This window comes from Ideonella lacteola, assembly GCF_038066555.1.
In the GTDB taxonomy this organism is placed as follows: domain Bacteria; phylum Pseudomonadota; class Gammaproteobacteria; order Burkholderiales; family Burkholderiaceae_C; genus Ideonella; species Ideonella lacteola.
Window position 1 is genome coordinate 134,860 of record NZ_JBBUTG010000015.1, and the last position, 25,515, is coordinate 160,374.

Sequence of the window (25,515 nt, forward strand, 5' to 3'; positions counted from 1 at the left end):
TGTGTCAGAACGCGGTGTACTTCAGGCCCAACTTGAAGGTGCGGCCGTACTGCTCGTGCTGCACATTGTGGTCACGCGAGCCGGCATGGACGTCGTAGCTTTCGTTGGTGAGGTTTTGCACCTGCGCGCTCAGCTGCCAGTCGCGATCGATCTGACAGCGGGTGGTGAGGTCGAGCTGCGTCTGGGCGGCCACCCATTGGTCCTGGCGGGCGTCCGACACGTCAGGCACTTCAAGCAGATAGGCGGACTTGTGCGTGGCCGCCAGCCGCACACTGAAGGGGCCGGCCTCATAGCCCAGCATCAGGTTGACGCTCCGGTCGGACTGGCTGGGCAGGCGGATGTCCCTCGAGGCGCCATCGGGGCCGCCATCGGTGATGCGCGCACGGCTGCGGCTGAAGGTGGCGTTTGCGCCCAGCACCAGGCCATCGAACGGCGCCGGCAATCCGCGCAGCGCCTGTGCCCACGAGAGCTCGATGCCGCTGACTTGCGCGCGGCCACCGTTGACGTAGGTCTCGGCCTCGTCGAAGCCCGCCCAGTCGCCTGAACCGGCCAGATCGGTGCGGTAGACGAAGTCGTGCAGGCGCTTGTGGAAGGCGTATGCCGAGATCGCGCCATCACGGCCCAGGCGGCGTTCGATGCCGAGGTCGAAGTGGGTGGCGCGCGTGGGCGCCAAGTGGGGGTTGCCGAACGAGGCCTCGTCGCCATCGATCACGGTGCCCGGGGCCAATTGTTCGAAGGTGGGGCGCACCAGGGAATGGCTCCATGCGGCGCGCACGCTGGTCTGGTCGTCCAGGTCGTACCGGGCGTGCACGCCGGGCAGCCAGGCGTGGTGGCGCTGTTCGGCGCGAAGGGCGCTGAAGTCGCCGTCGATCAGCGCGGTGCCTTGGGCGAGAAGGCGCGCGCTTTCATGCCGCACTCCGGCGATCCAGCGCCAGCGGCCGATGTCGATGGTGGCCTGCAGGTAGGCGGCATCCACGTCTTCGCGCAGGTCGTAGTCGGCGACGCGCGATTCTTCATCGTCCACGAAGTCGGCCAGGTCCAGCCCCTTGAGCGCAGCCCACAAGCGGCTGGATGACAAGGCCGGGCCGAAGGCGCCGAGCGCGTAGTCGACCTGCCCGTGGGTGTAGTCCGACATCGATGTCGCGGCCACCGCATCGCTGTCCACCACCCAGCTGTCTTCGTTGTTGCGCTTGTGCCGGCGGCTGATCTTGGTGCCGAGCTTCCACTCACCGGCCCATTCTTCGCCCGACCAGCGGCGGGCCACGTCCAGCTGGGCGTGTTGCTCGTTGTCGGTCGTCATGCCGCGCGCCACTTCGATGCTGTCCAGGCTGTAGCTGCCGGCGTCGTACAGGCTGGCCGGTCCGATCAGCCGGGGCTGGCTGGGGCGGGTGAAACCGACGCCGGAAAAGGTGTCCAGGCCTTCGAAGGCCGCACCCGGAATGTGGCGAGGCAGGTCTTCACCGGCCTGGCTGGCGCCCAACGATGCTTGCAGCTTCCAGTCGCCCAGTCGGCGCTCGGCTGCCAATTGAAGCGAGAGGATGTGCTGCGTCTCGGTGCGTGATTTCAGCTCGCGGGTGACCTCTGCATCGCCGGTGTCACCGGGCAGCTGCGCGTCGTTGAATTCGATGACCTGGGCTTCGCGGTGCTCGGTGTCGGCAAAGCGGCTGGCGAAGCTGCGCAGCATGTAGCGCTCGCCGTCGGCGGGGCGGTAGTCGAGGTTCAACGCGAGGGCGTCGCGCTGGCGGGTGATGAGGTAGTCGCGCCGTTCGAATTCTTCGAGCTTGTCGCCATCCCACGCGCCGCCGGTCTCGACGTTGTCTGAGCCAAAGCGGCGCTGCTCGCTGCTGGCGCCCAGCGCCACGCCGAGTTTGCCGTCCAGGAACCGGTCGCTCCAGATGACGTTGCCGCGCGGGCTGGTGCGCCCGGTGAGGTCGTCATGGCCCAGGCCCAGCTCGGCGCTGATGAACCGTCCCCGGTGATCGAAGGCCGAGAGGGTCACCACCTCGACGTGCCCGCCGATGGCGTTCGCGTCCTGGTCGGGCGTGAGCGTCTTGCTCACCTCCAGCGAGCGGATCAGGCCCGCGGGCAACACATCCAGCGCCACCGCGCGCCGGCTGCTTTCGGGCGAGGGCACCAGGGCGCCGTTGATCGACACGCCGTTCAGATCAGGGCCCAGGCCACGCACCCGCACGTAGCGGCCTTCGCCCTGGTCGTTCTCGATCGACACGCCGGGCAGCCGCTGCAGGGCCTCGGCCGCATTGCTGTCTGGCCATTGGCCGATGCCATCGGCGCGCACGATGCTCACGATGCGATCCGCCTCTTGCTGCGCATCCAGCGCATGGCGCAGGTTCGCGGCCTGGCCGGTGACCACCACCGTTTGAGCGCCGGGCGTCTGTACGCTGGGGTTCGGTTGCGATTCGCCGGCAGTGGGTGGGCGAGGCTGCGCCACCGCGCCGGCAGCGGCCACGAGTGCCAGGGCGGCCAGCGCGGTGGGGCGGCGCAGGAAGAGGGGGTTTGAATCGGAGCGCATACGGTCGACTGCTTTTCGGGTTCGGCCCGCCGGCTGGCGGACGACGGCCGCGACTGTCGAATCACGCGATGACGCTCCCGTGACAGCACCGTGCCCGGCGCCGCGCCGGGGCCGGTGCCTCGGGGGCCCGTGAGCCGCTTGCACCGTGCAGGCTCGCAACCGCGCGCTCGGTGCGCCCGGGCCGCTGGGCGCGGCCCGGATGCGGGGTGAAGGCCAGGGATGACGCCGCCGGCTTGAGCCGTTTGAACCCCCCGGCGTTCGTTCATTCATTCCAGACGCCACACCCCAGGCACACGCGGCACCGTTGACACGGCCGAGTCACAATCGCCGGCTAGCCTCAGCCCCCTTTTTTCCATCCCCTAGCCCCGGCTCGTGAGCCGAGGTGGCTGATCAACCCCACCATGCGCCTGATGCCTTTGAACTTCTGGCTTCGCTGGAGTGATGCTGTCGTTGCCGCCTGGGGCCGGTGGGCGCCGCCGGGTGGGGTGCTGCTGGCGCTGCTGTGCAGCCTGCTGATGGCCGTCTACTCCGAGTTCGGCGAGGCCAAGCCGATGGAGATGTGGCAGTGGCTGGACATCGCCGGCGAAGGGGGCAGCGCCGTCATGGCCGGCCTGTGGTGCCTGATGGTGGTGAGCTCGCGACCCCGCGGGCGCGTGACCACCTTGCTCGCCTGCGGCCTGGGGATGATCGCCCTCGGCAATTGGGCCGACTGCCTCGATGAGTTCTACCGCATCCCCCACGAGGCGTGGTGGGACAACGCGGTCGAGGCTGCGCTGATGCCCGGTGGCATGCTGGTGCTGACGTGGGGCCTGTTCGCCTGGCGCAAAGAGCAGCGGCTGCTGAACGAACACCTCCAGCAGCGCGAGCGTCTGCTGCGCGACCACCGGGGCTTTGACCGCGTGACGCAACTGGCCGACGCCGGCTACCTCAGGCAGTTGGTGCGCCTGGAGCGGCGTGAGCACCCGGGCGAGCCCTGCGCGGTGGTGATGCTCGATGCCGACCAATTGCCGCGCTGTCTGCGCGAGCACGGGCAGGCTGAGGGAGACCGACTCCTGCAGGCGCTGACGCACCTGCTGCTGCTGAACCTGCGGCCCACCGACGTGCTGTGCCGCTATGCCGGTGATCGCTTCGCGGTGCTGTTGCCACTCACGGATGCCGATGTGGCCACGCGCCTGGCGGCCCAGTTGCGCCAAGCCGTGGCCAGCCTGAGCTTCTACACCCGCGACGGTGTCTTGATCGAGGCCCGGGCGCCCCACGTGGTGCTGGCCGAGATGGACGACAGCGAAGCCGACCCTGTCGATGCGCTGGTGGCGGCGCTCAACCGCCACCGGGCGTCGAGCGCGCCATGACATTGGCCCTGGCCGGTGGTGCGCAGCTGCACCGACCGCCGGCAGGGCGGGCCTATGAGGCGGACACGGCGTTTCTGCCGGGCCATCACCACGCCGGCCTGCTGTTCGAATACGCCCGCCAGCGGGAACTGACGCTGCCGGCGGCGACCCAACGCCTCGCCCAGGTGCCGAGCCTGAGCCCGCGTGACCTGCTGGGTGTGCTGGCCGATGTGGCTCGCGCCGATGCGGCGCCGGACACGGCCTTCCTGCTGGCCCAGGCCTGGTGGCCCGGCCACGCCGGTTCGGCAAGCCACGCCTTGGCGCACGCGGCCGATCTGGCGCAGGCGCTGTCGATGCTCGTCAGCCACTCGGCCACCTTGAGCCCCTTGCTCACGCCGCGTTGCCTCATCGGTCCGCGGCACGCGGTGTTGTACTGGCTGGACGCTGTCGGCGCGCCGGCTCAGCGCAACCTGCTGGTGGACCTGCACCTGAGCGCTTTCATCGCGATGAGCCAGTGGCTTTCTGGCCAGCGCTGGCCTTGGGTCGTGTGCCTCAACCGCACCGAACCCCGGGACCGGGCCCAGCTCGACACGTACCTCGGCGCTTCACTGCGTTTTGGTTGCCAGTTCGACGCGCTGCTGATCGACGCCCAGTGCTTGCACAGCCCCTGGCCGCGCGGGCAGGGCATGGCGGCGCAGGCCGCGCGACGGGCGGCCGAGGCCAGCACGCAGGCCCAGCCCGTGCGCAGCGTGCTGGCGGCGCTCTATGACCACCTGTTGTCGCAGCTCCTGGCCGGGCCCGAGGGCGGCGCGCCTGTTCAGCCCACGTTGGACCAGGCCTGCGCGCACTTCGGCACCAGCCCGGCCTCGTTCAAGCGCCTGCTGGCTCGCCACGGCACCCACTTTCAGGCCGAACTCGACCAGGTGCGGGCGCATCTGGCCATGCACTGGTTCCAGCACGAGGGTCTGCCCAATGAGGCGGTAGCCCGGCAGCTGGGCTTTCACGACAGCACCAATTTCCGTCGCTCGTTCAAACGCTGGACGGGTACGACCCCCAGCCTCCTTCGCGCGGCCCTCGGCGCCGTGGGCCTTTGAGGCGGTGACGGGCGCGCGTATTCAGCTGGCTTCGCCGTGCGGCAGGGCCGAAGCCGGCAGGCCGAACACCTTGTCGAACCCGAGGTTGAAGACGTAGGTGTAGACGAGGAAGAAGACGATCAGGCCGATGTCGTACACCACCGCTTCCCACCACGAGATGCCCAGCACGAAGGCGAACAGCGGCACCGTCATCAGCATCAGGCCGAGTTCAAAGCCGACCGCATGCACCGCTCGCCGCCGGAAGCCGCGGCCCTTGATCGGCTGGCGCGCTTCCCAGCGCTCATAGAGGGTGGTGTAGACAAGATTCCACGCCAGCGCGATGACCGATGAGCCGAAACCTGCGACCGTGGCATTCGCGGGCGCGCTGCCCGAAAGCTGCGCGAGCCCCACACTGGTGAAGACGATGGCCAAGCCTTCGAACAGCGTGGCGTAGATGAGTCGACGACGGATGACATGCACGGGCGGCCCCTTTGGCGATGAGGACCGGGCCGTCCCGGGCTTTTTTCCGCGGTGCGGCCCCTGGGGCCGGCTGCGGGGAGGTCGTTCCCCCTGTGAAGCGGCGAATTTTAGGCAACCCAGAGGGGCCGGGGGCCAAGTGGGGCATTGGCGGCGCTTCGCCGCCGCCGGGGCGCCGAGAAGCTCGCCACCTGAGGCTCACCCGTCAAGACGACGCCGTGTGAAGTTCCATGAAGGGAGCAGTCCGATGGAATAATCGCCGCGCCCGTTTGATACCCCGACGGAAACCCCAGGAAACTGAAGTTTCTTGATGCTTGTGCGGGCGTATCACTGGAAAGTGGCGGGGCGGCGAATCGCGCTGGCCCTTCCAGAATGAAGTGCCTGGCCAGCGCCCATCCATCGTCTGCTGGCTTTTGGCCAATCACATTCAGGGCGCCCGAAAGCGGGCAATGGGAGGAAACTACATGGTCAGATATATGACAACCGGTACGCGTGCGGCCCATCTGGAGGCGATCGCAGGCGCGCACACCGCGGCGACGGCGGCCAAGACCACGGCGGCGCTGGCTTTGGCCGTGACGCTGGCATGCAGCGGCAGTGCATGGGCCCGAGCGGCCGATGACGGCGCGACCTCGGCGCCGTCGATCGCCGCCGCCGCCGTGGACCCGGACGTTCTGGCGGCACGCGATGGCATCAGCCAAAGGCGGATGAGTGATGTCGTTCTGGAACTCACCCAGCCCCAGTACAACGGCCGCTTGCCCGGCACGCCTGGCGATACGCTGTCTCGCGATTGGATCGTTGGAGAGTTCAGCGACATCGGCCTGACACCGGCGGGTGTGGAGGGCTACCTGCAACCGTTCACCACCAAGATCACCCAGCCAGACGGCAAGACCAAGGGCACGCCGAAGAACCCGCTCTACGGCCAGAAGGCCAGCAGCAGCAACATCATCGGGATCATTCCAGGCAATGACCCGGTGCTTTCCAAAGAGGTCGTGATCATCAGCGGGCATCGTGACCACCTGGGCTATGACCCTTCCGCGATTCAGTATCCCGGTGCCAATGACGATCTGAGTGGGGTGGCGGCCACGCTCGAACTGGCTCGCGCGTTCTACAAGCTGAAGGCGAAGAACAAGCGCACCCTGATGTTCGTGGCCTATGGCGCGGAGGAGCAGGCGCAGATGGGGTCGATGCACCATGTGGACCACCCGGTGGCTGCTGCGCCCAACAAGAACATCGTCTTCATGACGACCATCGACATGATCGGCCGGGGATTCGATAAATGGGCTGATTTCTCCCAGTCTCAGATGGATTCGTATTCGAACCGGTGGTTTCGGGAGGTTTACAACGGTTCAAACAAGGACCGTGATGCCTATTCCCACGAGTATCCGAAGGAAAACGGCAAAACCTTCGACTACGACGCCGGGCCGTTCGCGAAGATCGGAATCCACACGCGCGTGTTCGGCTTGGCCGAAGGTATCGCCAATTACCACAAGACGACCGACACCTGGGAAAAGGTGCATTTCGAGCCGATGGTCAACGTGACGCGGACCATCTTCGACTTCATCTGGAAGGTGGATCAGGATCCGCGCATTCACGTCAAGCCGTTGACTGCGACCCGTCCCGGCGCACGAACCGGCCAATGACCCGGCCAGCGCTGCCCTGAGGGCCGGCTTGGTGCTGCCGGTCGGGCGCGCCCGCACGGCGCGCCCGATCGGCGCGCTCTAGCCGGCGCGCGCACGGTCGCCGCCGCCAGCCGCCGACTCCTCGGGCGTGGTGACCGGCCCGCGGCCGCTGAAGCGATCCAGGGCCAGGTAGATCACGGGCGTGATGTACAGCGTGATGGCTTGCGAGAAGACCAAGCCGCCCACGACCGCCAGGCCCAGCGGCTGACGCAGCTCCGCGCCGGCGCCCAGGCCCAGTGCGATCGGCAGGGCGCCCATCAGTGCGGCCAGCGTGGTCATCATGATCGGCCGGAAGCGCAGCACGCAGGCCTCACGGATCGCCTCGGCCGGGCCCATGCCATGGTGGCGCTGGGCATCGAGCGCGAAGTCGATCATCATGATCGCGTTCTTCTTGACGATGCCGATCAGCAGCACGATGCCGATGGTGGCGATGAGGGTCAGGTCCTGGCCGAAGAGCATCAGCGTCGCCAGCGCCCCCACGGCCGCGGAGGGCAGGCCGGCGAGGATGGTGAGCGGGTGGATGAAGCTCTCGTACAGCACGCCCAGCAGCACGTAGATCACCAGCAGTGCCGCGATGATCAGCACGGCCTGGTTGCCCTGTGAGCTCTTGAACACGGCGGCATCACCGCCGTAGCTGGCGACGATGGTCGATGGCATCTGGATGGCCTGGCGGGCAGCCTCGACCTTGGCCGTGGCGTCGCCCAGCGCCACGCCCGGCGCCAGGTTGAAGGACACCGTCACGGCCTGCAGCTGCCCCACGTGGTTCACCGAGGTGGGGCCGACGGTGCGCTCGATCGTGGCGAAGGCCGACAGCGGCACCAGGGCGCCGGTGGTCGAACGCACGTAGATCCCGTTCATTGCGCGCTCGTCCTGCTTGGCCTCCGGGGCCACCTCCATGATGACCTGGTAGCTGTCGGTCGGCAGGTAGATGGTGGACACCTGGCGCTCGCCGAAGGCGTTGTACAGCGCGCTGCGTATGCCGTCGATGGACACGCCCAGCGTGTTGGCGCGGTCACGGTCGATCTTCACTTCGGCCTGCAGCCCGCGCAACTGCGCATCGCTGTTCACATCGCGGAACATCGGGTCGTTGCGCAGCTGCTCTTGCAGGCGGTTGGCCCAGGTGCCCAGCTCGTCGGCGCGCACGCTTTGCAGGATGTACTGGTAGCGAGCCTTGCTCTGCCGCCCACCCAGCCGCAGGTTCTGCACCGGTGTCATGAAGACCGTGATGCCGGCCACTTCGCGCAGGTCGCGTCGCAGGCTGTCGATCACCTTCTTCATCTCGGGCCGTTCGTGACGCGGCTTGAGGTTCAAGAACATCCGCCCCGAGTTCTGCGCGCCACCGCTGCCGCCGTTGAACGAGCTGACGGTGGCCACGGCCGGGTTGGCGCGCACGATGGCGGCGGCCCGCTCCTGCAGCCGGACCATCTCGGGGAACGAGGTGTCTTCGGCCGACTCGGTCGTCACCTGGATCTGGCCGATGTCTTCTTCCGGGAAGAAGCCCTTGGGAATCACGATGAAGAGCCACGCGGTGGCCACGAAGGTGAGCAGGGCGACGAAGAGCACCAGCGGGCGGCGGCGCAGCGCGGCATCCAGCGATCGGCTGTAGACCGCCAGCAGGCGGTCGAAGCCCCGCTCGAAGGCGCGCACCAGCGCGCCGGGCCGCTTCTTGTGCTCTTCATCGGTCAGGAAGCGGCTGGCCAGCATGGGCACCAGCGTGAGCGACACGAAAGCCGACACCACGATCGACAGGCCCACGATCACCGCGAATTCGTGGAACAGCAAGCCGATCACGCCCGGCATGAAGAAGATCGGGATGAACACCGCCACCAGCGAGGTGGAGATCGAGATGATGGTGAAGCCCACCTCTCGCGAGCCGCGCAGCGCGGCCTGGAAGGGCGGCTCACCGCTCTCGACGTGGCGGACGATGTTTTCGAGCATCACGATGGCGTCGTCCACCACCAGCCCCACCGCCAGCGTCAGGCCCAGCAGCGAGATGTTGTCGAGGCTGTAGTTCAGGCCCCACAACAAGGCCACGGCGCCCATCAGCGAGATGGGCAGCGACAGGGCCGGGATGGCGGTTGCCACGAACCGGCGCAGGAACAGGAAGATCACCAGCACCACCAGCGCGATCGTTCCCAGCAGCGTGAGGGTCACGTCATGCAGCGCTTCGCGGATCGACACCGAGCGGTCGTTGACCGGCGTGATCGTCACCGACTGCGGCAGCTCTTTCTGAAGCTCGGGCAGCGCGGCGCGCACCGCATCGACCACCTTCACCGTGTTGGCGCCCGGCTGGCGGAACACGGCCACCGAGATGGACGGATCGCCGTTGAGCGTGGCCCAGGTCTTGAGCGATTCGATGCTGTCTTCGACCGCGGCCACGTCCTTCAGCCGCACCGAGTTGCCCGCCCGGGTGGCGATGATCAGGTCGGCGAACTCGGCGGCGTTGTGCAACTGGCGATTGGCCTGCAGCGTCAGCGTCTGCCGGGGCCCTTCGAGCGTGCCCACCGGTGTGTTCACGTTGGCCGCGCGCAAGGCGGCGCTGAGTTCATCGAGCCCGATGTTGCGGGCCGCCAGCGCTTCGGGATTCACCCGCACGCGCACCGCATAGCGCTTGGCACCGAAGATGTTGATCTGCGCCACGCCTTCGATCGTCGACAGGGCCGGAGAGATCAGGTGCTCGGCGAAATCCTGCAGCTCGGTGGGGGCAAGCGACGGCGAGGTCAGCGCAATGAAGAGCACCGGTGCATCGGCCGGGTTCACCTTGCGGTAAGACGGTGGCGACGTCATGTCCTGCGGCAAACCCCGTTGGGCCCGCAGCAGGGCGGCCTGCACATCGACCGACGCGGCATCGATGTCGCGGTCTTCCTCGAATTCGAGCGTCAGCGAGGTGTTGCCCAAGGTGCTGGACGAGCTGATCGTCTTCAGACCTGGGATGGTCTGGAACTGCTTCTCCAGCGGCAAGGCCACCGAGGTGGCCATCGTTTCCGGGCTGGCGCCGGGCAATGACGCGCCGACGTTGATCACCGGCGTGTCATAGCTGGGCAGCGCAGCAATCGGGATGCTGCGGTAGGCGATCACGCCGGCCAGCACGATGGCGGCGTTCAGCAGCACCGTCATCACCGGACGGCGGATGAAGAGTTCGGACAGGTTCATGGTGCCGAGGCCTTCTGGCTGGGACCCGCCGCGCTGGCAGGGCGCGACGCGCCTTCACGTGGCCGCTCGGCCACCGCCGAGCCGGGGCGCAGGTTCTGGCGGCCGTCGAGCACGACCTTGTCGCCCGGATTCACTCCGGTGACGGCGGCGATGTCGCCCTCAGCGTGCAGCAGCTGGATCGGACGCGGCTGCGCCTTGCCGCCGTCCACCACATAGACGATGTCGCCGCGGGCGCTCTGGATGATGGAGGCCTGCGGGATGACGGTGGCGTCTTTCAGCTGCCGGGCCGTCATCCTCACATTGACGAAAGCGCCGGGCCACAGCGTGCCGGCCGGGTTGTCGAAGACCGCCTTGACCTTGACCGTGCCGGATGCCGCATCGACCTGGTTGTCGACGAACTTCAGCCGCCCCGACACCGGCTGGCGCTGATCGGGCAGTGTGGCCGCGACGGCCGCACCGCCATCGGGCAGGGCCGCGAGGGCGTCGGGCAGGTGGCGCTGAGGCAAGCTGAACGCGACCGCGATCGGGTTGAGCTGGGTGATGGTGACCAGCGAGGTGGTGTTGGCCTGCACGGCGCTGCCTGCATAGACATTGATGGTGCCCACACGGCCGGCGCTCGGCGCCGTGATCCTGGCGTAGGAGAGCGAGACCTTCGCGGCGGCCAGCGCGGCCTGATCGGCCGCCACCAGCGCCGTCTGGGCATCGACCTGGGCCTGGTTCGCGTCGACGGTGCCTTGGGAGATGAAGTTCTGCGCCAGCAGCTCGCGGCTGCGGGTGAGCTGCCGTTGCGCCTCGGCCAGCGCGGCCTGGTCGCGGGCCATCTGGGCCTGCGCCTGCGCCACCTTGGCCTCGTCGGTGCGTGAATCGAGCGTGAACAGCAGCTCACCGGCTTTGACGAACTGGCCCTCGCGGATGTGCACCTTCGAGATCACGCTGGTCAACTGCGAACGGACATCCACGCTCGACAGCGGCGTGACCGTGCCGGTGGCTGCGAGCTCCACGGGCAGATCGCGCCGCGTTGCGGCCACGGTGGTCACACCCACGGGCGGGGCGGACGCCGCGGCGGCGGGCCCGGATGCGGCGGCACCTGGGGCAGCGGCCTGCCCCCCGGGTTGGCAGGCGGCGAGCAGCGCGGCCGCGGTGGAAGACAGCAGCAGTGCGCGGCAGATCAGAACAAGCCTGGTCATGGATCGTGGGTTGTTGGAGTTGTCGTCGACATCGGCCAAGACTGCGCTTGGCATCAAGAGGCCGCCGGGGCGGCAAATACCTGGCGAAGAACGTCCAGGCCGGTGGCCAGCGCGCGCAGCTCGTCGGCTGAACGGCTGGCCAGCACCTGCGCCAGCTCGGCGCGTGCGCCGAGGCGGATTTCGGCCAACTGCGCTTCGCCGGCCGACGTGAGGTGCAGCAGCGAGCGGCGCCGGTCTTCGGCCGCCGTCTGCGGCTCGATCGCGCCGGCGCGGGCCAGGCGATCGACCATCGCCGAGGCCGTGGGCAAGGTGACGCCCAGGAAAGCCGCCACCGCACTGACCGAGGCCCCCGGGTGCAGGGCGATGAACTGAAGGCAGCGGAACTGCGGCACCGACAGCTGCTCGCCCACATGGCTTCGCATCGCGTGGCGTAGCGCGTCCATGACGGCGGGAATCACTTCTAACACCTGAGAGGCGCTCTCGGCCGGCGAAGGGGCCGCAGGGGCCTGGCGGACGGCGGTGGAGCGCTGGCGGGGCATTGCTTAGCTGAGCTAACCAAATACCAAGCGTAACACCTGAGGCCCTTCTGACGGGCGCCTGGGGCGATCTGCCGGCCGATCTTTACCGGACGGCAACGCGGCGGCGCCGCACGGCGGAACTCACCCTTGGCGGGCGGTGTGCTGAGCGGGTGGGCCTGTCACGAGAAGAACTGGCAAAGAACGGGCCCTGCGTGGCTTCTCGTGTCCCCTCGGGGCGGCGGTCGCCGCTTTCAGGCGGCGGTCGTGGCAACGCCGACGCGGTTGCGGCCTTCGCGCTTGGCGGCGAGCAGCAGGTCGTCAGCGGCCTTGAGCAGGGCGTGGGGTGAATCGCCGGCCAACGAGGTGTCGGCCACACCGGCGGAAAAGCTCAGGCCCTGCAGGCGTGTGCCGCCGAGGTCGAAGCTTTGGGTGCGCCAGCGGCGCAACAGCGCCTGTACCTTGCGGCTGGCGTCGGCGGCCTCGGTGCGGGGCATCAGCAGGCAGAACTCTTCGCCGCCATATCGGCATGCCACATCACTGCGCCGGCATTGCGCCGCCAGCATGTCGCCGAACGCCGCCAAGAGGCGATCGCCTGCAGCGTGGCCGTGGCGGTCGTTGACCAGCTTGAAGTGGTCCAGGTCGATGATCGCCAGCGCCATCGTGTGGGCGTCGCGTTGCGCCAGTGCGAAGAGCGTGGGCAGCGCATCGTTGAGGTGTCGGCGGTTGAACAGGCCCGTCAGCGGATCGCGCGTGGCCTGTTGCACCAGCGCCTGCTGCAGCGACTCGACCTCGGTCACTTTCGCCTGCAGCGCCTCGTTCGCGGCGGCCAGCTCGGCACGCGCGCGTTCCAGGCTGCGGCGGTGGGCGTCGTTCTCGTCCAGCCGGTGCTGCAGGCGCAGCAGCTCGGTTTGCAGCGCGGCCGCCTGGTAGCGAGCCAGCGATGCCTTCTGGGTCTGCTGGCGGTACAGGCGCTGGCATTGGCGCAAGGCGGCCAGGGCACGCGGTGCATCGCCACAGGCCTCGTGGGCTTCGCTGAGCACGGCGAAGAACTGGGCCCGCATGCGGATGCTGAGCCCGTCGGTCAGGTCATGGGCCGCAGCGGGTTCGGCCGGCAGCAGGGCGGCGAGGGCGTCGGCCTGTCGGCCTTGTGCCAGCGCGAGCAAGGCGGTGGCGGTGTAGCGCTCGAGCCGCTCTTCAGGCAGCAGGGCATCCCCAAGTGCCCAGGAGCGGTCGACCAGCTGGGAGCCGAGTTCCAGATCGCCGGCTCGTATCGAAGCGATCGCGAGTGTTTCGAAATGCGCCGCCATCCGGCCGCGGCCGGTGGCGTCAGCGGGCAGGGCCAGCAGGGCATGCACGTCGGGCATCGCCTCGGCGGCGCGGCCCAGCTCGGTCAGGCCGATCACCCGGTTGATCCACAGCACGCTTTGCAGCCGCGCATTCTTCAGCGCGCCACCGCGTGCCATGCCCTGGGCCACATGCATCAGGGCATGCTCGTAGTCGCCGATCTGCAGCAGCTCATGAGCGAGGTTGCAGTGCAGCACGGTGTCGAAGCCACGGCCACTTCGGGGCCCGGCGTTGCGCAGCGCCTCGAACATGTAGGCGAAGGCCTGCGCCGAGTTGCCCTGGGCCGAGTAGCACCCGGCGACCGCGTTCAGCAGCACGCCGAGCTGCTCGTGCTTGAGCACATGCACGCCGCGGTCGCGCAGCGACAGCACCAGATCGAGCGCCTCTTGCACGCGACCCTGACGCCAGAGCGAGCGTGCCATGCCGGCGCCGGCGATCAGGTGGCCGGCCCGGTCGTTGACGCTGTCGAAGCAGGCCTGCGCGCGCTGCAGTTCGGCCCCCGCCTCGGCGGCGGTGGCGTAGTACAGCAGGTGGAACCCCAATGCCAGCCGGCCCCAGCCTTCGGCCGCCACATCCGCCGTGCGCCGGGCCCCCTCGATGGCGCGCTCGGCCAGCGCTCGAGCTTCGGCCGAGTCCACGTGCAGCGCGTTCCAGGCGCGGCGCGCGAGGCGCTGTGCGGCAGACGGTGGCGGGCGCTTGGCGGGCATCAAGAACGGGGGCAACTCGGTGTCCTGTCTCGGAAAAACGCAGTTTCAGCGGCCGGCTCTGGTCCGGTACGAAGGGGTGCCGCCGCGAACGGCGGGGCGCGTGAGGCCGTGGCGGGGGGCTCCAGGCCGGATTCCCGACCCCTTGGGCCCGCCGCGGTCGTCGGCATTCTTGCCGCCGACACGCATCGGGGCGGAATGGTAGCGGTCCCGGAACGTGATAATCCGGGCTACCTTTTTTGCTGTTCCCAGATGCTCGACAGCCCCGAGGATCGCCCTCCCACCACCGACCAGCCCACGGCAGACGAACTGAACGCCCTGCCCGTGGGGACCACCTTCGGGGCCCTCGAGGTGGTGCGCACCCTCGGCGTGGGTGGCTTCGGCATCGTCTACCTGGCACAAGACCACGCCCTGCAGCGCCTGGTGGCGGTGAAGGAGTACATGCCAGGGCAGTTGGCCCAGCGAGGCAGCGGCTCGCAAGTGTCGCTGCGGACCTCGGATGACCAGGACACGTTCGAGCTGGGCCGCCGTTCTTTCGTGAACGAGGCGCGCCTGCTCGCCCGCTTCGACCACCGCTCGCTGCTGAAGGTCTATCAGTTCTGGGAGGCCAACGGCACGGCGTACATGGCGATGCCGTTCCTCCAAGGGCAAACCCTGAAGCAGGTGCGCAAGGCGATGGTCGGCCCGCCCGACGACGCCTTTGTGCTGAAGGTGCTGCTGCCCTTGCTGGATGGCCTGAGCCTGCTGCACGCCGAATCGGTCTATCACCGCGACATTGCGCCCGACAACATCCTGCTGCCAGATGGCGGTGGTGACCCGATCCTGCTCGACTTCGGCGCGGCGCGCCATGCGATCGGCGACCGCACGCAGATGTTCACCGCCATCCTGAAACCGAGTTTCGCGCCGATCGAGCAGTACGGGGAGTCGGCCAGCCTGCGACAGGGCCCGTGGACGGATCTGTTCGCCCTTGGCGCGGTGGCCCATTACCTGATCACCGGCCGCACGCCACCGGCCGCCACCACCCGGGTGGTGAGTGATTCGTACCAGCCGCTGGTCGAGATGACGCGCCTGGGCTTGTCCAGACACCTGCTGTCGGCGGTCGACTGGGCCTTGCAGGTCAAGCCCGAAGACCGGCCGCAATCGGTGGCCGAGATGCGCGCCGCCCTCACCGGCGAGAAGCCGGCACCGGTGCGCGCGGTGAAGCCGCCCGTGCCTGAAGAGCCGGTTCATCACGATGAGAACGGCCCGGCCTTCCAGCCGACGGTGCAGATGTCCACCATGCCGGGCCAATTGGCGGATTTGCCGTTGCCCAAGACCATGCCCTTCGATCGGGCGCGGCGTGCGGGGGCGGCGGCGCGAGGGCGCCTGTGGCGCTCGGGCCGCGATGCCACGCGCAGCGACATGTTCCGTTCGGGCTCGCCCAAAGACGGCACGCACTGGCTGGGCACCGCGATGCTCTTCGGCGGCGCGGCGGTGGTGGCCATCGCCGCTGCCGGCTTCTGGTGGAGCAGCCGAACGCCCCACGCCGACGGAGTCGAGCTGCAGGGCGCGCCGGCCGTCGATGGCGCGGCAGCGTCATCTGCCACGCCGATGGCAGCGCCTTCGCAGCCTACGATGGCCGCGCCCACCACGCCCGGCGGCAAGGCCGGCGGTGAAGCGGCCGGCGAATTGCCGGTGGTGCGCATGAGCCCACCGCCGGCCGGCTCGGACAAGCCCATCGTGCGCGAGGTGTCGCCGGGCAAGGCGCCGGTGCGCGACCTGTCCATCCCGGCCAGCGCGCTCGAAGGCGGCTCATCCGCCGCCGACCCCAAGCCGCTTCCGGTTTCGCGGGTGCCGGCAGGCGATGAATCACCGGCGGTGGTGGCCGCCGGCACGGCCGACCCGCGGGCCGCGTGCGGGAAGAAGGTGTTCCTGGCACTTGCTTTGTGCATCGATCGTCTCTGCCGCGACTCCACCTACAGCAACCACCGCGAATGCGTGCGGTTGCGCGACTTGCGCGACCAGCGCGACCAGCAGCGGCAGCACTGATCGCGGGGCTGGGGCTCAGCCCTGGTCGACCTTCACCAGGTTGTCGCCCGAGTTGCGATCGATGCGCTTGTTGTAGGGATCTACGCCCACATAAGCCGGCAACTGGTCGACCACCACCGTCACCGTCTGCTTGCCGGTGTGGATGCGCTGGCGGGCGAACGACAGCACCGAGGCCGCCGTGTAGCCAGGCCGCCCGGGTTCGGCGCTGAACACGCCGATGTCGAAGGGCTCGTCCAACGGTGCCTCGGTTTCCTTGCCTTTGCCGTCGGCATAGAGCTTCTTGGCTTCGACCTCGAACGTGACCTCGTACTTGCCATCGGCTCGGCGGATGCTCTTGGCGTTGGTGGCCTTTGCGTCGACCAGCGTGATCTTCTCGAACAGGTCGGTGATCAACTGGTCATGCTCGGGGCCGGCCTCGGCGCGCAGCAGGCGCAGGAAGTCGGTGGTGTTCGGGAACGGGGCGCTCTTGAAGGCGTACTGCTGCAGCATCTGGGCCATGGCACGGTTCACCTTGTCTTCCCCGATCACCTCTTTCAGCCAGTAAAGCGCCAGCGAACCCTTCTGGTAGTGGATGTAGGGCTGGTTCTCCACCCGCGCCAGCGGCTGCTCTTCCACCACCTCGCCGCCGCGGCGGCGCAGGTAGCGGTCGAGCTCGTACTTCAGAAACTTGCGCATCTGCTCTTTGCCGTAGGTCTTTTCCATCACCAGCAAGGCCGAGTACTGCGCGAAGCTCTCGACCAGCATCGTCGCGCCTTGTTGGTTGCTCGGCACCAACTGGTGGCCCCACCACTGGTGGCCGATCTCGTGCGCGGTCACGTAGGTGGCCACGTCGATGGCATCGTCGTCGCCGAGCTTGGTCAGGAAGCCCAGGTTCTCGGAGTACGGGATGGTGTTGGCAAAGCTCTGCGCAAAATCCGCGTAGCTCGGGAACTCGAGGATGCGCGCCTGGTGGAACTGATAGGGCGAGAACTTCTCGTTGAACATCGCCAGCGAAGTCTTCATCGCCCCCAGCATGCGGTCGACGTTGTATTCGTGGCCCGGGTGGTAGTAGACGGCCAGATCGACGTCGCCGGCCTTGTCGCGCTTGACCTCGTAGCGAGCCGATTGGACAGAGAAGAAGTGGTTGATCGGTGCGTCGGAGACGAAATGCGCCGTGCGCCGGCCATTGGCGGTCGTGTCGGACACGGTGCGCCCCGGGGCGATCGGCGTCTGGTCGGCGTCGGTCGTCACGGTGATGTCGGCATCGACCCAGTCACCGGCCACCATGAAGATGCTGCGCGAACGGCCTGATTCGTCTTCGAGCGTCGGCGGACGCAGGTCGGCCGGCAAGCCGTATTTGCGGCGCTTGGCGCGGTCGGTCAGCAGGCCATCGCGGGACATGCCGACGCTCGGCGTGATCTCGCTGTTGTTGACGAAGCTGCCGTTTTCCACCAGCCGCGTCAGTGGTGCACTGTTGGGGAAACCGCGCTCCTGCAGCGTGGTGGTGAACTTCATCTCCCGCACCTCGCCCGGTTGCATCGCGGGCTGCAGGCGGTAGATGCGGTACGGGTACTGCTCGTAAGCCTTCTCAAGAGCTGCACCATCGATCGCCAATTGGTCGATCTTCAGCTGCTCGCCCCAGGCCACGTGCACCTGATCGATCGGCTGGTTCGAGCGGTTCTCCAGCTTGAAGCGGCCGTTGGTGACGGCCCGCACCTCGCGGGGGTAGAGTTGCACGTCGAGTGTGACCGCGGTGACATGCGGCATGGGCACCTTCTCGTAGGGCAGCAACTCTTTCTCGGCGTTGGCCAGCCACTGCTCATGCTCCGGCGCCGTCTGGTACTTGTTCAGGATGTTGGTGTTGTAGAAGATGAAGGCACCGGCACCGGCCCACACCGCCAAGCCGGCACCGCCGGCCAACAGCGCCCCGCCGCGCAGGCGCCGGGGCAGGGCCGCCAGGCGCGGGCGCAGTGCGGTGGTCGTACCGCGGCGCCACAGCGCGTAGGCCAGCACCGCCAGCACCGTGGCGAAGCCGCTCCAGTAGACCTGGAACCAGGCTGCGCCAATCCAGAAGCGGCCCATGCCGTTCATGTCCGACAGCGGCACCGGCGACGTGCCGCTGTAGTTGTACAGGTTGTGCTCGAAGCCGGCCGAGGCCATGGCGATCGAAGCCACCACGTACACCAGCATCACGCCCCAGCCAATGAACTTTTGCGGTACCAACACCTGCACGAAGACCGACAGCACCGCCAGGTGCATGGCCGTGATGACGGTGGGCAGGACCCACCACAGGCCATAGGCGGCCAGGTCGAATTGCGTGTAGCCCTTGGCGAGCTGCACGGCCATGCCGGCCAGCGCGGCCACGACCGATGTCGCGGTGAGGACGAGTGCATTCGCCAGGATCTTGGGCAACAGGTGGGCCCAGTCGGGTGCTGCGGTCGAATCAACGATCTCGTGCACCCGGCGCTCGCGGTCGCGCCAGACCAGCTCACCGGCGTAGTAGATCGCGATGATCATCTGGATGAAGGCGAAGGCCTCCTGCAAGGACTTCACCATCAGTCGCGTCACGGGGTGGGCGTCGGTGCCGTACCAGTCGAACGAGAACCACAGCGAGAAGCCCGCATTGATGATGCCGATGCCCAGCAACACGAAGAACGCCGGGCTGCGGAACACGAAGGCCATGTCGAAGCGCGCCAGGGCCAGCGCCTGCGCCAAGCGCGTCGCGGCATTGGCCTTGGGTGCGGGCAGGGCGCCGATGCGGGCGGCAGGTGCCGTGGCCGCCTCGCGCTCGGCCGGCTTGGCCGCGGCGCTGCCGGCACGCGTTTCGAAACGGAAGATGCGCCAGGTGAAGGCGAACAACGCGGCCGCCACGCCGACCCACAGCAGGCGGTTGGCGAGCAGCAGGCCCGTCAGCGGCGGCATCATCGTGTTGCGGTCCGACGCCGTCCAGTACTTGGTGGTGATCGACAAGGCCGAGATGCCGAAGGGGTCGGTCAGCGCCGCGATCGTGTCTTGCTGCAGCTCTCGCAGCCAGATGCGCGAGACCGAAAAGCCCACGAGCATGGCCACGGCGCAGACATACGTCCACATCATCGAGCGCGTGGCGGTGGCCAGCGCGAAGAACGCGGCGCCGGTGATCAACAGCGAGGGCAGGCCGAAGACGAAGAGCGCGTAGAGATAGTGCGCGGGCACGAACGGGCCGACCTTCTCGGCGTCCAGCCAGGGCATGAAGGAGCCGATGGCCACGGCCAGCGGCACCGCGGCCAACACCAGCAGGGCCGCCGCGACTGCGCCGCTGAAGCGGCCGCCGAGGTAGGCGCCTTTGCCCACGCGTGTGCTGCGCAGGATGGGGGCGAAGCCGGTCTCGTCATCGCGGATGACCGGGCCAGCCACCATGGCCACGACCACGAACACCGCCATCACGGTCATGATGGCCATCATCTGCACGATGGCGAAGGGCGAGTTGATGTTGACGTTGCCGCGGCTGCCGATCTGGATCGTGTCGACCGTGGTGGCGCCAAAGGCGAAGAGGAAGAACAGCAGGCACCCGACCCAGAACACCGGGCTCTTGATCTGGTAGCGCCATTCGAAGCTGGCAATGCTGGCGAACATGGAAACTCCTGCTCCCTGGGGCGGGTGAACGGGTCTCTGCGAGAGGGCATGGGCCCCTGCGGGCGGCCGGGCGGCGGTCATGCCGCCTTCTTGGGCTGGGCGGCCACCGAGGCTTCGGCCTGGCGATGGCGGGTCAGCGTCGCGAAGTAGACGTCTTCAAGCCCCGCATCGACGGGTGTGAACCCCACCCCTGGCGAGCCGTCCGCCAATACGCGTATCACGGTGCGTCCGCCGCGCAGCCGCGTGGCGATCAAGTCGTGGGCCTTCTTGACGGCATCGAGTTCGTGCTTCTCGATGCTCGCCTGCCACACGTGCCCCTGCAGTGCCGCGATCAGCTCGGTGGGCGTGCCGGTTTGCACGATGCGACCGCCCACGAGGATGGCCATGCGCGGGCACAGGTCCGTCACGTCGTCAACGATGTGGGTCGAGAGGATCACCACCACGCTCTCGCCGATCTCCGACAGCAGGTTGTTGAAGCGGTTGCGCTCTTCGGGGTCGAGGCCGGCGGTGGGCTCGTCGACGATGATCAGGCGCGGGTTGCCGATCAGGGCTTGCGCGATGCCGAATCGTTGACGCATCCCGCCCGAGAAGCCGGCGATCGCCTTTTTGCGCACATCCCACAGGTTCACCTGGCGCAGCAGCGTCTCGATCGTCTCTCGCCGCTCGCCACGACCGGCAATGCCCTTGAGCACGGCCAGGTGGTCCAGCATGTCTTCGGCCGAGACGCGCGGATAGACACCGAAATCCTGCGGCAGGTAGCCCAGCGTGGCGCGCAGCGAGGCGGGCTGGGCCAGCACATCGATCTCGCCGAACCGGATCTGGCCCGAGGTGGGCACCTGCAGCGTGGCCAGGCATCGCATCAACGACGACTTGCCGGCGCCGTTGGGGCCCAGCAGACCGAACATGCCGGCAGGGATGTCGAGCGACACACCGTCCAGCGCGCGGGTGCCATTGGGATAGACGTGGGTGAGGTCTCGGATGGACAGCATCGGGGGCTCGCTTTCAGGGCTGACGGCGGCCGACAAGCCGCGACGGCGCGAACTGTATTGGTCAGCCAACACACCGCGCAGCGCCAAACGACAGACCGCCGGGCGCACGCGACAGGCTGCTGAAACTGCAGCACGAACGGTGAGGCGGCGAGGCCCCAACGGTGGAGCTTCAGGCGATGTGCAGGACCGCCAGCGCGCTGGTCCAGCCGCGCCGGAGCGCGATCAGCGTGCGGGAACCCGGGCGGGCATCAGGGCGGGAATGTCTGGGCGGGAGTCTGGGCGGCCATCAAGGCGGGCACCGCAGTACCGCCCCTTGCAGCGTGCAGGCACCGCGAGGTCCGATCAACTGCGGGCCCGAGCGCTGCAGACGCGTGCCGTCGCTGGCCCAGCAGCCCGTGGCATCGCAACCGACGATGGTGACCATCGGTTCGGAACGCAGGGGAACGACCGGCTCGGTGGTGGTGGGGGGCGGTGCCGTCGGCGTGAGCAGGCCCCGCGGTGGCGAGGCGGAAGGTACGGTGATGGGCGTCTGGACCGTGCGCTGCGATCTGGCTGGGCCGGATGTTCCAGGCCCCAGGCACAACCGAGCGGCGCGCTCACGCAGGCCGATCAAGGCTTCGGCCGGGGGCGTGGCGCTGGACCCCTGACCGACCGGCGCGGAGGCGGCAGCCGGTGCACCTGCCTGCGGCGCTGCGCGGCGCCGGGCCTCGAGCAAGGCGGCCTCTTGCGCCTTGACCTCCGCCAGCGCCTGCCGGCAGGCTGCCGATTCCATCGAGCTGCCGCGGTCGGGCACGCCGGCCGTCTGGGCGAACGCGGTGGTGCACGTGCTGGCGACAAGGCCGCCAAGCAGCGTCAGGGCCCAGCGGGTGCGATGGCGGAAGCGGGCAGGCAGGGGATGCATGGGGAAGACCACGTGAACACGGGCTCCGACGATGTCGAAGGCTGAGTTCCTGCGGGCAAGCGCCGTGCCCTCGTCAGCCCTCGGCAGCCGTTGTGGGCCCTTCTGGTGAGTCAGCCCCCAAACGACAAGGCCGCCGGGTGGAGTGCCACCGGGCGGCCTTGAAGGCGAGAAAGGGGTGACGAGCCTGACCCCGGCACTGGTCACAACGGTTAGGGCTGCTTGGTTCCCCACCTGACCCGGTTGGCCGCGCTTCCATGCGAGGAGGCCCGTCGCTGACGATTGTAAGCGACGGCCTGAGCCCTCTGTGGCGAGAAGGCGTCATCAGACCGCTGTGCTGGCCATTTGACTCTGGCCATCGGCTGGAAAGGAGCTGGCCCGCCCGGGCCCCGTGCCTCAATCAGCAGCCAACCAGAGCAAGCCGGTGGCAACGCCCAACGCGCCCATCGGCACGCCCCAGCGCTCGATGCGGGAGACGGCCGGCCCGGTGACCACTTCCACCGGCACGGGCGTTTCCTCCAGCACGCGGTGGGTGACCGAGTCTTCCAGCATGCGGGTGATCGAGTTCTTGCGAGCGGTGCCCATGACGATGTGGTGAGCCTTCAGGCGTTGGGCCATTTGGCAGATGGCCTGGGCCCGGTCACCGACCGTCCAGTGCGTCTGGTAGGGCACTCGGGACTGGTCCAGCTCGGCCTTGGCGCCCGCCAGCGCCATGTTCGCCTGCGATTCGTGCCAATCGCTGCGGTCGCGGCGACTGAGAAAGCGGGCCACGTGCTGTGACAGCGTGGGCTGCACGTTCAGCAGGTGAAGTTCGAGCTGGTGGTCGCGTTGGTACTCGGCCATCGCGTGGCGGACCGCGCGCAACGCGTTGGTCGAGTTGTCGACCGGGACGAGGACTCTGAGCATGGCAGGGGCTCCTGGGGTGGCGGAAGGGGTGGCGGAAAGGGTGGCGGAAAGGGTGGATGTTGCGAGCGCAGACCGGCTGGCACCCCGAGGCAGGCGGGGCGCCAGTTCGGCCAGGCGAGCGTGGATGCGCGAATCCAGCCGGCGGTGGTTGGCCAGGAAGCCCGCCCACAGCACCGCCGGGATGGCGAGCCAGGCCGCGGCGTACACCGCCGGGTTGTCGGCCAGCCATGGTGCGATCAGCGGCTCGCTGGTGATCATCTTCACAGCGGTCCACACCAGCACCGCGGCGCCCAGGTAGACAACGGCCGGGAAGCGGTCGACCACCTTCAGCACGAGCGTGCTGCCCCAGACCACGATGGGTACACTGATCAGCAGGCCCGCGACGACCAGCAGGTAGTTGCCATGCGCGGCGCCGGCCACGCCGAGCACGTTGTCCAGCCCCATCACGGCGTCGGCGATCACGATGGTGCGCATCGCTCCCCAAAACGTGGTGGCCGAGGGGCCGTGCTCGTCTTCGCCGGCTGCATCTGGCAGCAGCAGGCGGTAGGCGATCCACAGCAGCAGGCCGCCCCCGACCATCAGGAGGCCCGGTATCTTGAGCAGCCACACGACGACGACGGTCATCATGCTGCGCACGGCGATGGCACCCACAGTGCCCCAGATGATGGCCCGCCGCTGCAGGTGGGCGGGCAGGGCTCGTGCGGCCAGGGCGATGACGATGGCGTTGTCGCCCGCCAGCACGATGTCGATGACGACGATGGCCAGCAATGAAGACAGGAAGTCCGCAGCGTCCATGCGGTGATGCTGGGGCGGCCCGCCACGGGCATCGATTGAGATTCGCAATGGATCGCGAATTTCGATGGAAGAACGCCGATGGCGTGATCCACCGCCGCATGCTAAAAACGTGACTCGTTGCCGGTGCCGTTGTGGCCCCGGCCGTGCCGCAAAGCGGGAGTAGTTCCGCGTCCGGGCCGCCGCTGGACGTACCGTGTCGTCGTCAGTACGGGCTTCGATCTGAAGCCCCGGCGAACGGATTGCCGAGGGCCAGTCGTGGTCGCCGGCATGAGCGAGACCTTTGCCTTCCGATCGATGAACCCCAGGAATGGCAATGGACATCTCGTCAAGCCTCACGGGCCGTTCAACGGCCGCCCCGCGTCGCTACATCCGCCACGGCATGTTGCCGCAGTTGGCTGCGTTCGAGGCCGTGGTTCGATTGGGCAGTGCCACCCGTGCGGCGGAGGCGCTGTGCATGGCGCAGCCCACCTTGTCGGGCCATTTGCGCAAACTCAGCGAGGCGTTGGGTGTGCGCTTGTTCGAGCAGCAGGGCAGGCGCCTGGTGCCCACCGAGGCCGCCTTGGTCTTGCTGGCGGGCACACGCGAGGCGTTTGCAGCCTTCGATCGGTGCGAGCAGGTGCTGGCGGGCATGCGGTCGGCCCCCGCGGCGCCGAGGCAGGCCGCGATCTGTGAGCCGAAGTAGCAGCCAAGCGCTGAATCGCACGCGGCGCAAGAAGTGACCGTTGGCCAACCGGCGGGGGCCGTTTGGAATTCGTTACGTGGGGTGCTTGGCCCGCGGCTATGCTGCCGCCGGCGCAATCTGCTATCCCAGGAGCCTAACGAATGAAGTTCATCCACACCTTGGCCGCCGCTGCGATGCTGGCCGCTGTCTCGCTGCCGTCGTTTGCCGATCAGCCGCACATGGAAGCGGCGTTGCAGTACCTGGAGCAAGCCCGTGCACAGCTGCAACAGGCCTCCAACGACAAGGGCGGCAACCGGGCCGACGCGATCCGGGCTGTCGACAAGGCGATCAATGAAGTGCGCCGCGGCATCGAATACGACCGCACGCACCAGAAGCCGGGCGAGCAGTTCCGCCGCTGATCGGTGGCCGGGCAGAGGCCCGGCACCGTCGCATGAAAAACGGGCAGCCTTGGCTGCCCGTTGTCTTTGGCAGAGTGGCGATCAGCGCAGTTGCAGGTCGTCGTCGCCAAAGCGAATGTTCAGCGGCTCGATCACCACCTGCTTGTCGCCAGCCTCGACCCGGCCGGCCACGATGGCCTCGATCCCCTGAGCCTTGGCGATCTCGACCGTGCGCTCGGCGTCGGCAGCGGCCACAAACAGGGCGAAGCCTGCCCCCATGTTGAGGGTGGAGTAGGCCTCGCGGTCGTCCTGTTGCGCGTGCTGCTGGATGAACTTCAGCACGGGCGGCACGGCCGGCACGGCCTGGATGCGATAGGTGAGGCGGCTGGGGTGGCGCAGCAGCTTGCGCCAGCCATGGCCGGTGATGTTGGCGCAGTAGTGCATCGAGATGCCGGCCTTGGCCAGGGCCTCGGTGACCGGGCTGTACAGCGTGGTGGGCGCCAGCAGGGCGTCGCCATAGCTCAGGCCCGGTACCACTTCGGTGAGGTAGCCGTTGGGCAGGCGCTCGACGAGCTTGCGCGCCAGGCTCAGGCCGTTGGCGTGGATGCCGCTGGAGGCCAGCAGCACGATGGCATCGCCGGGCGCCAGCGCATCGCCGACACTCAGGCGTGTCTTCGGGTTGATGATGCCGGTGCAGGAGGCGGCCAGATCGATGCGCCCGCCTTCGACGATGCCGGCGAGCGCCGGTGTCTCGCCACCGCCCCAGGCCACCTGGCACACGTCGCAGGCCTTCTTCCAGCCCTCGACCAGCGCCTGGGCGCGTTGCGCATCACCGAACCAGTCGCTGCCGCCGGCGGCCCAGTAGGCCTGCACCACCAGCGGCGTGGCGCCCACGGTGATCAGGTCGTTCACCGCCATCGCGATGGTGTCCTGGGCGATGCCGTCGTAATAGCTCTTGCCGGTGAGGGCCTTCATCTCGTCGGCCACCAGGGCTTTGGAGCCCAGGCACTCGACGATGCTGGCCAAGTAGAACGGCCCCACGTCCACCACGTAGGCCGATTCGCCGCGCGAGGCCTTCACTTCAGAGAAGCCGTGGGCCGACAGATGGCCCGCGGTGGCGGCCGCGGCCCGCTGGGCGGCGACCTTCAGCGGATCGATCAGGTCGTAATTGACGCCGGCCTGTTCGTAGCTCAGCGTGCCAGGGTTGGTGGAGGAAGAACTCATGGGGGCGATTATCCGCCAGCCGTCTGGCTCCG

General features: G+C 68.2%; 17 protein-coding genes, 1 other RNA gene and 1 pseudogene. 6 read left to right on the plus strand and 13 right to left on the minus strand.

The features are described 5' to 3' along the window. Nucleotides 1–4: 4 nt before the first annotated feature. Nucleotides 5–2,530 (minus strand): TonB-dependent receptor, encoded by a 2,526-nt coding sequence (locus AACH06_RS21085; protein ID WP_341427743.1) that lies wholly within the window; start codon nucleotides 2,528–2,530, stop codon nucleotides 5–7. Between the two features lie 401 nt (nucleotides 2,531–2,931). Between AACH06_RS21085 and AACH06_RS21090 the strand changes: the two genes are divergently transcribed. Further along, nucleotides 2,932–3,879, plus strand: a complete 948-nt coding sequence (locus tag AACH06_RS21090; RefSeq protein ID WP_341427744.1) for a GGDEF domain-containing protein — start codon at nucleotides 2,932–2,934, stop codon at nucleotides 3,877–3,879. Then, nucleotides 3,876–4,952, plus strand: coding sequence for a helix-turn-helix transcriptional regulator (locus AACH06_RS21095; RefSeq protein WP_341427745.1), 1,077 nt, complete (start codon nucleotides 3,876–3,878; stop codon nucleotides 4,950–4,952). The genes AACH06_RS21090 and AACH06_RS21095 overlap by 4 nt, the downstream gene beginning before the upstream one ends. Nucleotides 4,953–4,973: 21 nt before the next feature. On the opposite strand, the gene AACH06_RS21100 is transcribed toward AACH06_RS21095, so the two are convergent. Beyond that, entirely contained in the window at nucleotides 4,974–5,411 is a 438-nt protein-coding gene (locus tag AACH06_RS21100) for a PACE efflux transporter (protein WP_341427746.1), read from the minus strand. Between the two features lie 446 nt (nucleotides 5,412–5,857). On the opposite strand from AACH06_RS21100, the gene AACH06_RS21105 reads away from it, so the two are divergent. Further along, nucleotides 5,858–7,048 carry a M20/M25/M40 family metallo-hydrolase gene (locus AACH06_RS21105; RefSeq protein WP_341427747.1) on the plus strand — a complete coding sequence of 397 codons (1,191 nt, stop codon included), beginning with the start codon at nucleotides 5,858–5,860 and terminating at the stop codon, nucleotides 7,046–7,048. Between the two features lie 78 nt (nucleotides 7,049–7,126). Here AACH06_RS21105 and AACH06_RS21110 read toward each other — a convergent pair whose 3' ends face one another. From AACH06_RS21110 to AACH06_RS21125, 4 genes are all read right to left on the minus strand, one after another. Beyond that, complete coding sequence (locus AACH06_RS21110) at nucleotides 7,127–10,240, minus strand: efflux RND transporter permease subunit (RefSeq protein WP_341427748.1); 3,114 nt, start codon at nucleotides 10,238–10,240, stop codon at nucleotides 7,127–7,129. Continuing rightward, a complete protein-coding gene (locus tag AACH06_RS21115) occupies nucleotides 10,237–11,427 on the minus strand; it encodes an efflux RND transporter periplasmic adaptor subunit (protein WP_341427749.1) in 1,191 nt (396 codons plus the stop codon). The genes AACH06_RS21110 and AACH06_RS21115 overlap by 4 nt, the downstream gene beginning before the upstream one ends. 53 nt (nucleotides 11,428–11,480) lie before the next feature. Next, a complete protein-coding gene (locus AACH06_RS21120) occupies nucleotides 11,481–11,870 on the minus strand; it encodes a MarR family winged helix-turn-helix transcriptional regulator (RefSeq protein WP_341427750.1) in 390 nt (129 codons plus the stop codon). Between the two features lie 326 nt (nucleotides 11,871–12,196). Then, nucleotides 12,197–14,011, minus strand: coding sequence for a tetratricopeptide repeat-containing diguanylate cyclase (locus tag AACH06_RS21125; RefSeq protein ID WP_341427751.1), 1,815 nt, complete (start codon nucleotides 14,009–14,011; stop codon nucleotides 12,197–12,199). A gap of 234 nt (nucleotides 14,012–14,245) precedes the next feature. Between AACH06_RS21125 and AACH06_RS21130 the strand changes: the two genes are divergently transcribed. Next, nucleotides 14,246–16,021, plus strand: a complete 1,776-nt coding sequence (locus tag AACH06_RS21130; RefSeq protein ID WP_341427752.1) for a serine/threonine protein kinase — start codon at nucleotides 14,246–14,248, stop codon at nucleotides 16,019–16,021. Between the two features lie 15 nt (nucleotides 16,022–16,036). On the opposite strand, the gene AACH06_RS21135 is transcribed toward AACH06_RS21130, so the two are convergent. The 6 genes and pseudogenes from AACH06_RS21135 to AACH06_RS21160 all read right to left on the minus strand — a co-directional run. Next, nucleotides 16,037–19,612: an ABC transporter permease/M1 family aminopeptidase gene (locus AACH06_RS21135; RefSeq protein ID WP_341427753.1), complete on the minus strand. Its 3,576-nt coding sequence runs from the start codon at nucleotides 19,610–19,612 to the stop codon at nucleotides 16,037–16,039. Nucleotides 19,613–19,689: 77 nt separating this feature from the next. Continuing rightward, nucleotides 19,690–20,601: an ATP-binding cassette domain-containing protein gene (locus tag AACH06_RS21140; protein WP_341427754.1), complete on the minus strand. Its 912-nt coding sequence runs from the start codon at nucleotides 20,599–20,601 to the stop codon at nucleotides 19,690–19,692. Nucleotides 20,602–20,887: 286 nt separating this feature from the next. After that, nucleotides 20,888–21,502, minus strand: a complete 615-nt coding sequence (locus tag AACH06_RS21145) for a hypothetical protein (protein WP_341427755.1) — start codon at nucleotides 21,500–21,502, stop codon at nucleotides 20,888–20,890. 174 nt (nucleotides 21,503–21,676) lie between these two features. Then, nucleotides 21,677–21,773, minus strand: an RNA gene (ffs, locus tag AACH06_RS21150) — signal recognition particle sRNA small type. 122 nt (nucleotides 21,774–21,895) lie between these two features. Beyond that, the gene (locus AACH06_RS21155) at nucleotides 21,896–22,405 is read right to left on the minus strand and encodes a universal stress protein (protein ID WP_423222067.1); all 510 of its coding nucleotides are present in this window, start codon (nucleotides 22,403–22,405) and stop codon (nucleotides 21,896–21,898) included. 138 nt (nucleotides 22,406–22,543) lie between these two features. After that, a pseudogene (locus AACH06_RS21160) lies at nucleotides 22,544–23,200 on the minus strand (TerC family protein); the annotation flags it as partial. Between the two features lie 313 nt (nucleotides 23,201–23,513). Between AACH06_RS21160 and AACH06_RS21165 the strand changes: the two are divergent. Both AACH06_RS21165 and AACH06_RS21170 read left to right on the plus strand, forming a co-directional pair. Continuing rightward, nucleotides 23,514–23,882 (plus strand): LysR family transcriptional regulator, encoded by a 369-nt coding sequence (locus tag AACH06_RS21165; protein WP_341427756.1) that lies wholly within the window; start codon nucleotides 23,514–23,516, stop codon nucleotides 23,880–23,882. Between the two features lie 140 nt (nucleotides 23,883–24,022). Next, a complete protein-coding gene (locus AACH06_RS21170; RefSeq protein ID WP_341427757.1) occupies nucleotides 24,023–24,280 on the plus strand; it encodes a hypothetical protein in 258 nt (85 codons plus the stop codon). An 81-nt stretch (nucleotides 24,281–24,361) separates the two neighbouring features. On the opposite strand, the gene AACH06_RS21175 is transcribed toward AACH06_RS21170, so the two are convergent. After that, nucleotides 24,362–25,483 (minus strand): AIR synthase-related protein, encoded by a 1,122-nt coding sequence (locus AACH06_RS21175; protein ID WP_341427758.1) that lies wholly within the window; start codon nucleotides 25,481–25,483, stop codon nucleotides 24,362–24,364. Between the last annotated feature and the right edge of the window lie 32 nt (nucleotides 25,484–25,515).

What these genes read in the sequence shown, in the direction of transcription:
- AACH06_RS21085 (WP_341427743.1), bottom strand. Translation starts at nt 2,530, where the DNA reads ATGCGCTCCGATTCAAACCCCCTCTTCCTGCGCCGCCCCACCGCGCTG.
- AACH06_RS21090 (WP_341427744.1), top strand. Translation starts at nt 2,932, where the DNA reads ATGCGCCTGATGCCTTTGAACTTCTGGCTTCGCTGGAGTGATGCTGTC.
- AACH06_RS21095 (WP_341427745.1), top strand. Translation starts at nt 3,876, where the DNA reads ATGACATTGGCCCTGGCCGGTGGTGCGCAGCTGCACCGACCGCCGGCA.
- AACH06_RS21105 (WP_341427747.1), top strand. Translation starts at nt 5,858, where the DNA reads ATGGGAGGAAACTACATGGTCAGATATATGACAACCGGTACGCGTGCG.
- AACH06_RS21110 (WP_341427748.1), bottom strand. Translation starts at nt 10,240, where the DNA reads ATGAACCTGTCCGAACTCTTCATCCGCCGTCCGGTGATGACGGTGCTG.
- AACH06_RS21115 (WP_341427749.1), bottom strand. Translation starts at nt 11,427, where the DNA reads ATGACCAGGCTTGTTCTGATCTGCCGCGCACTGCTGCTGTCTTCCACC.
- AACH06_RS21120 (WP_341427750.1), bottom strand. Translation starts at nt 11,870, where the DNA reads ATGGACGCGCTACGCCACGCGATGCGAAGCCATGTGGGCGAGCAGCTG.
- AACH06_RS21130 (WP_341427752.1), top strand. Translation starts at nt 14,246, where the DNA reads ATGCTCGACAGCCCCGAGGATCGCCCTCCCACCACCGACCAGCCCACG.
- AACH06_RS21135 (WP_341427753.1), bottom strand. Translation starts at nt 19,612, where the DNA reads ATGTTCGCCAGCATTGCCAGCTTCGAATGGCGCTACCAGATCAAGAGC.
- AACH06_RS21140 (WP_341427754.1), bottom strand. Translation starts at nt 20,601, where the DNA reads ATGCTGTCCATCCGAGACCTCACCCACGTCTATCCCAATGGCACCCGC.
- AACH06_RS21145 (WP_341427755.1), bottom strand. Translation starts at nt 21,502, where the DNA reads ATGCATCCCCTGCCTGCCCGCTTCCGCCATCGCACCCGCTGGGCCCTG.
- AACH06_RS21155 (WP_423222067.1), bottom strand. Translation starts at nt 22,405, where the DNA reads ATGCTCAGAGTCCTCGTCCCGGTCGACAACTCGACCAACGCGTTGCGC.
- AACH06_RS21165 (WP_341427756.1), top strand. Translation starts at nt 23,514, where the DNA reads ATGGACATCTCGTCAAGCCTCACGGGCCGTTCAACGGCCGCCCCGCGT.
- AACH06_RS21170 (WP_341427757.1), top strand. Translation starts at nt 24,023, where the DNA reads ATGAAGTTCATCCACACCTTGGCCGCCGCTGCGATGCTGGCCGCTGTC.
- AACH06_RS21175 (WP_341427758.1), bottom strand. Translation starts at nt 25,483, where the DNA reads ATGAGTTCTTCCTCCACCAACCCTGGCACGCTGAGCTACGAACAGGCC.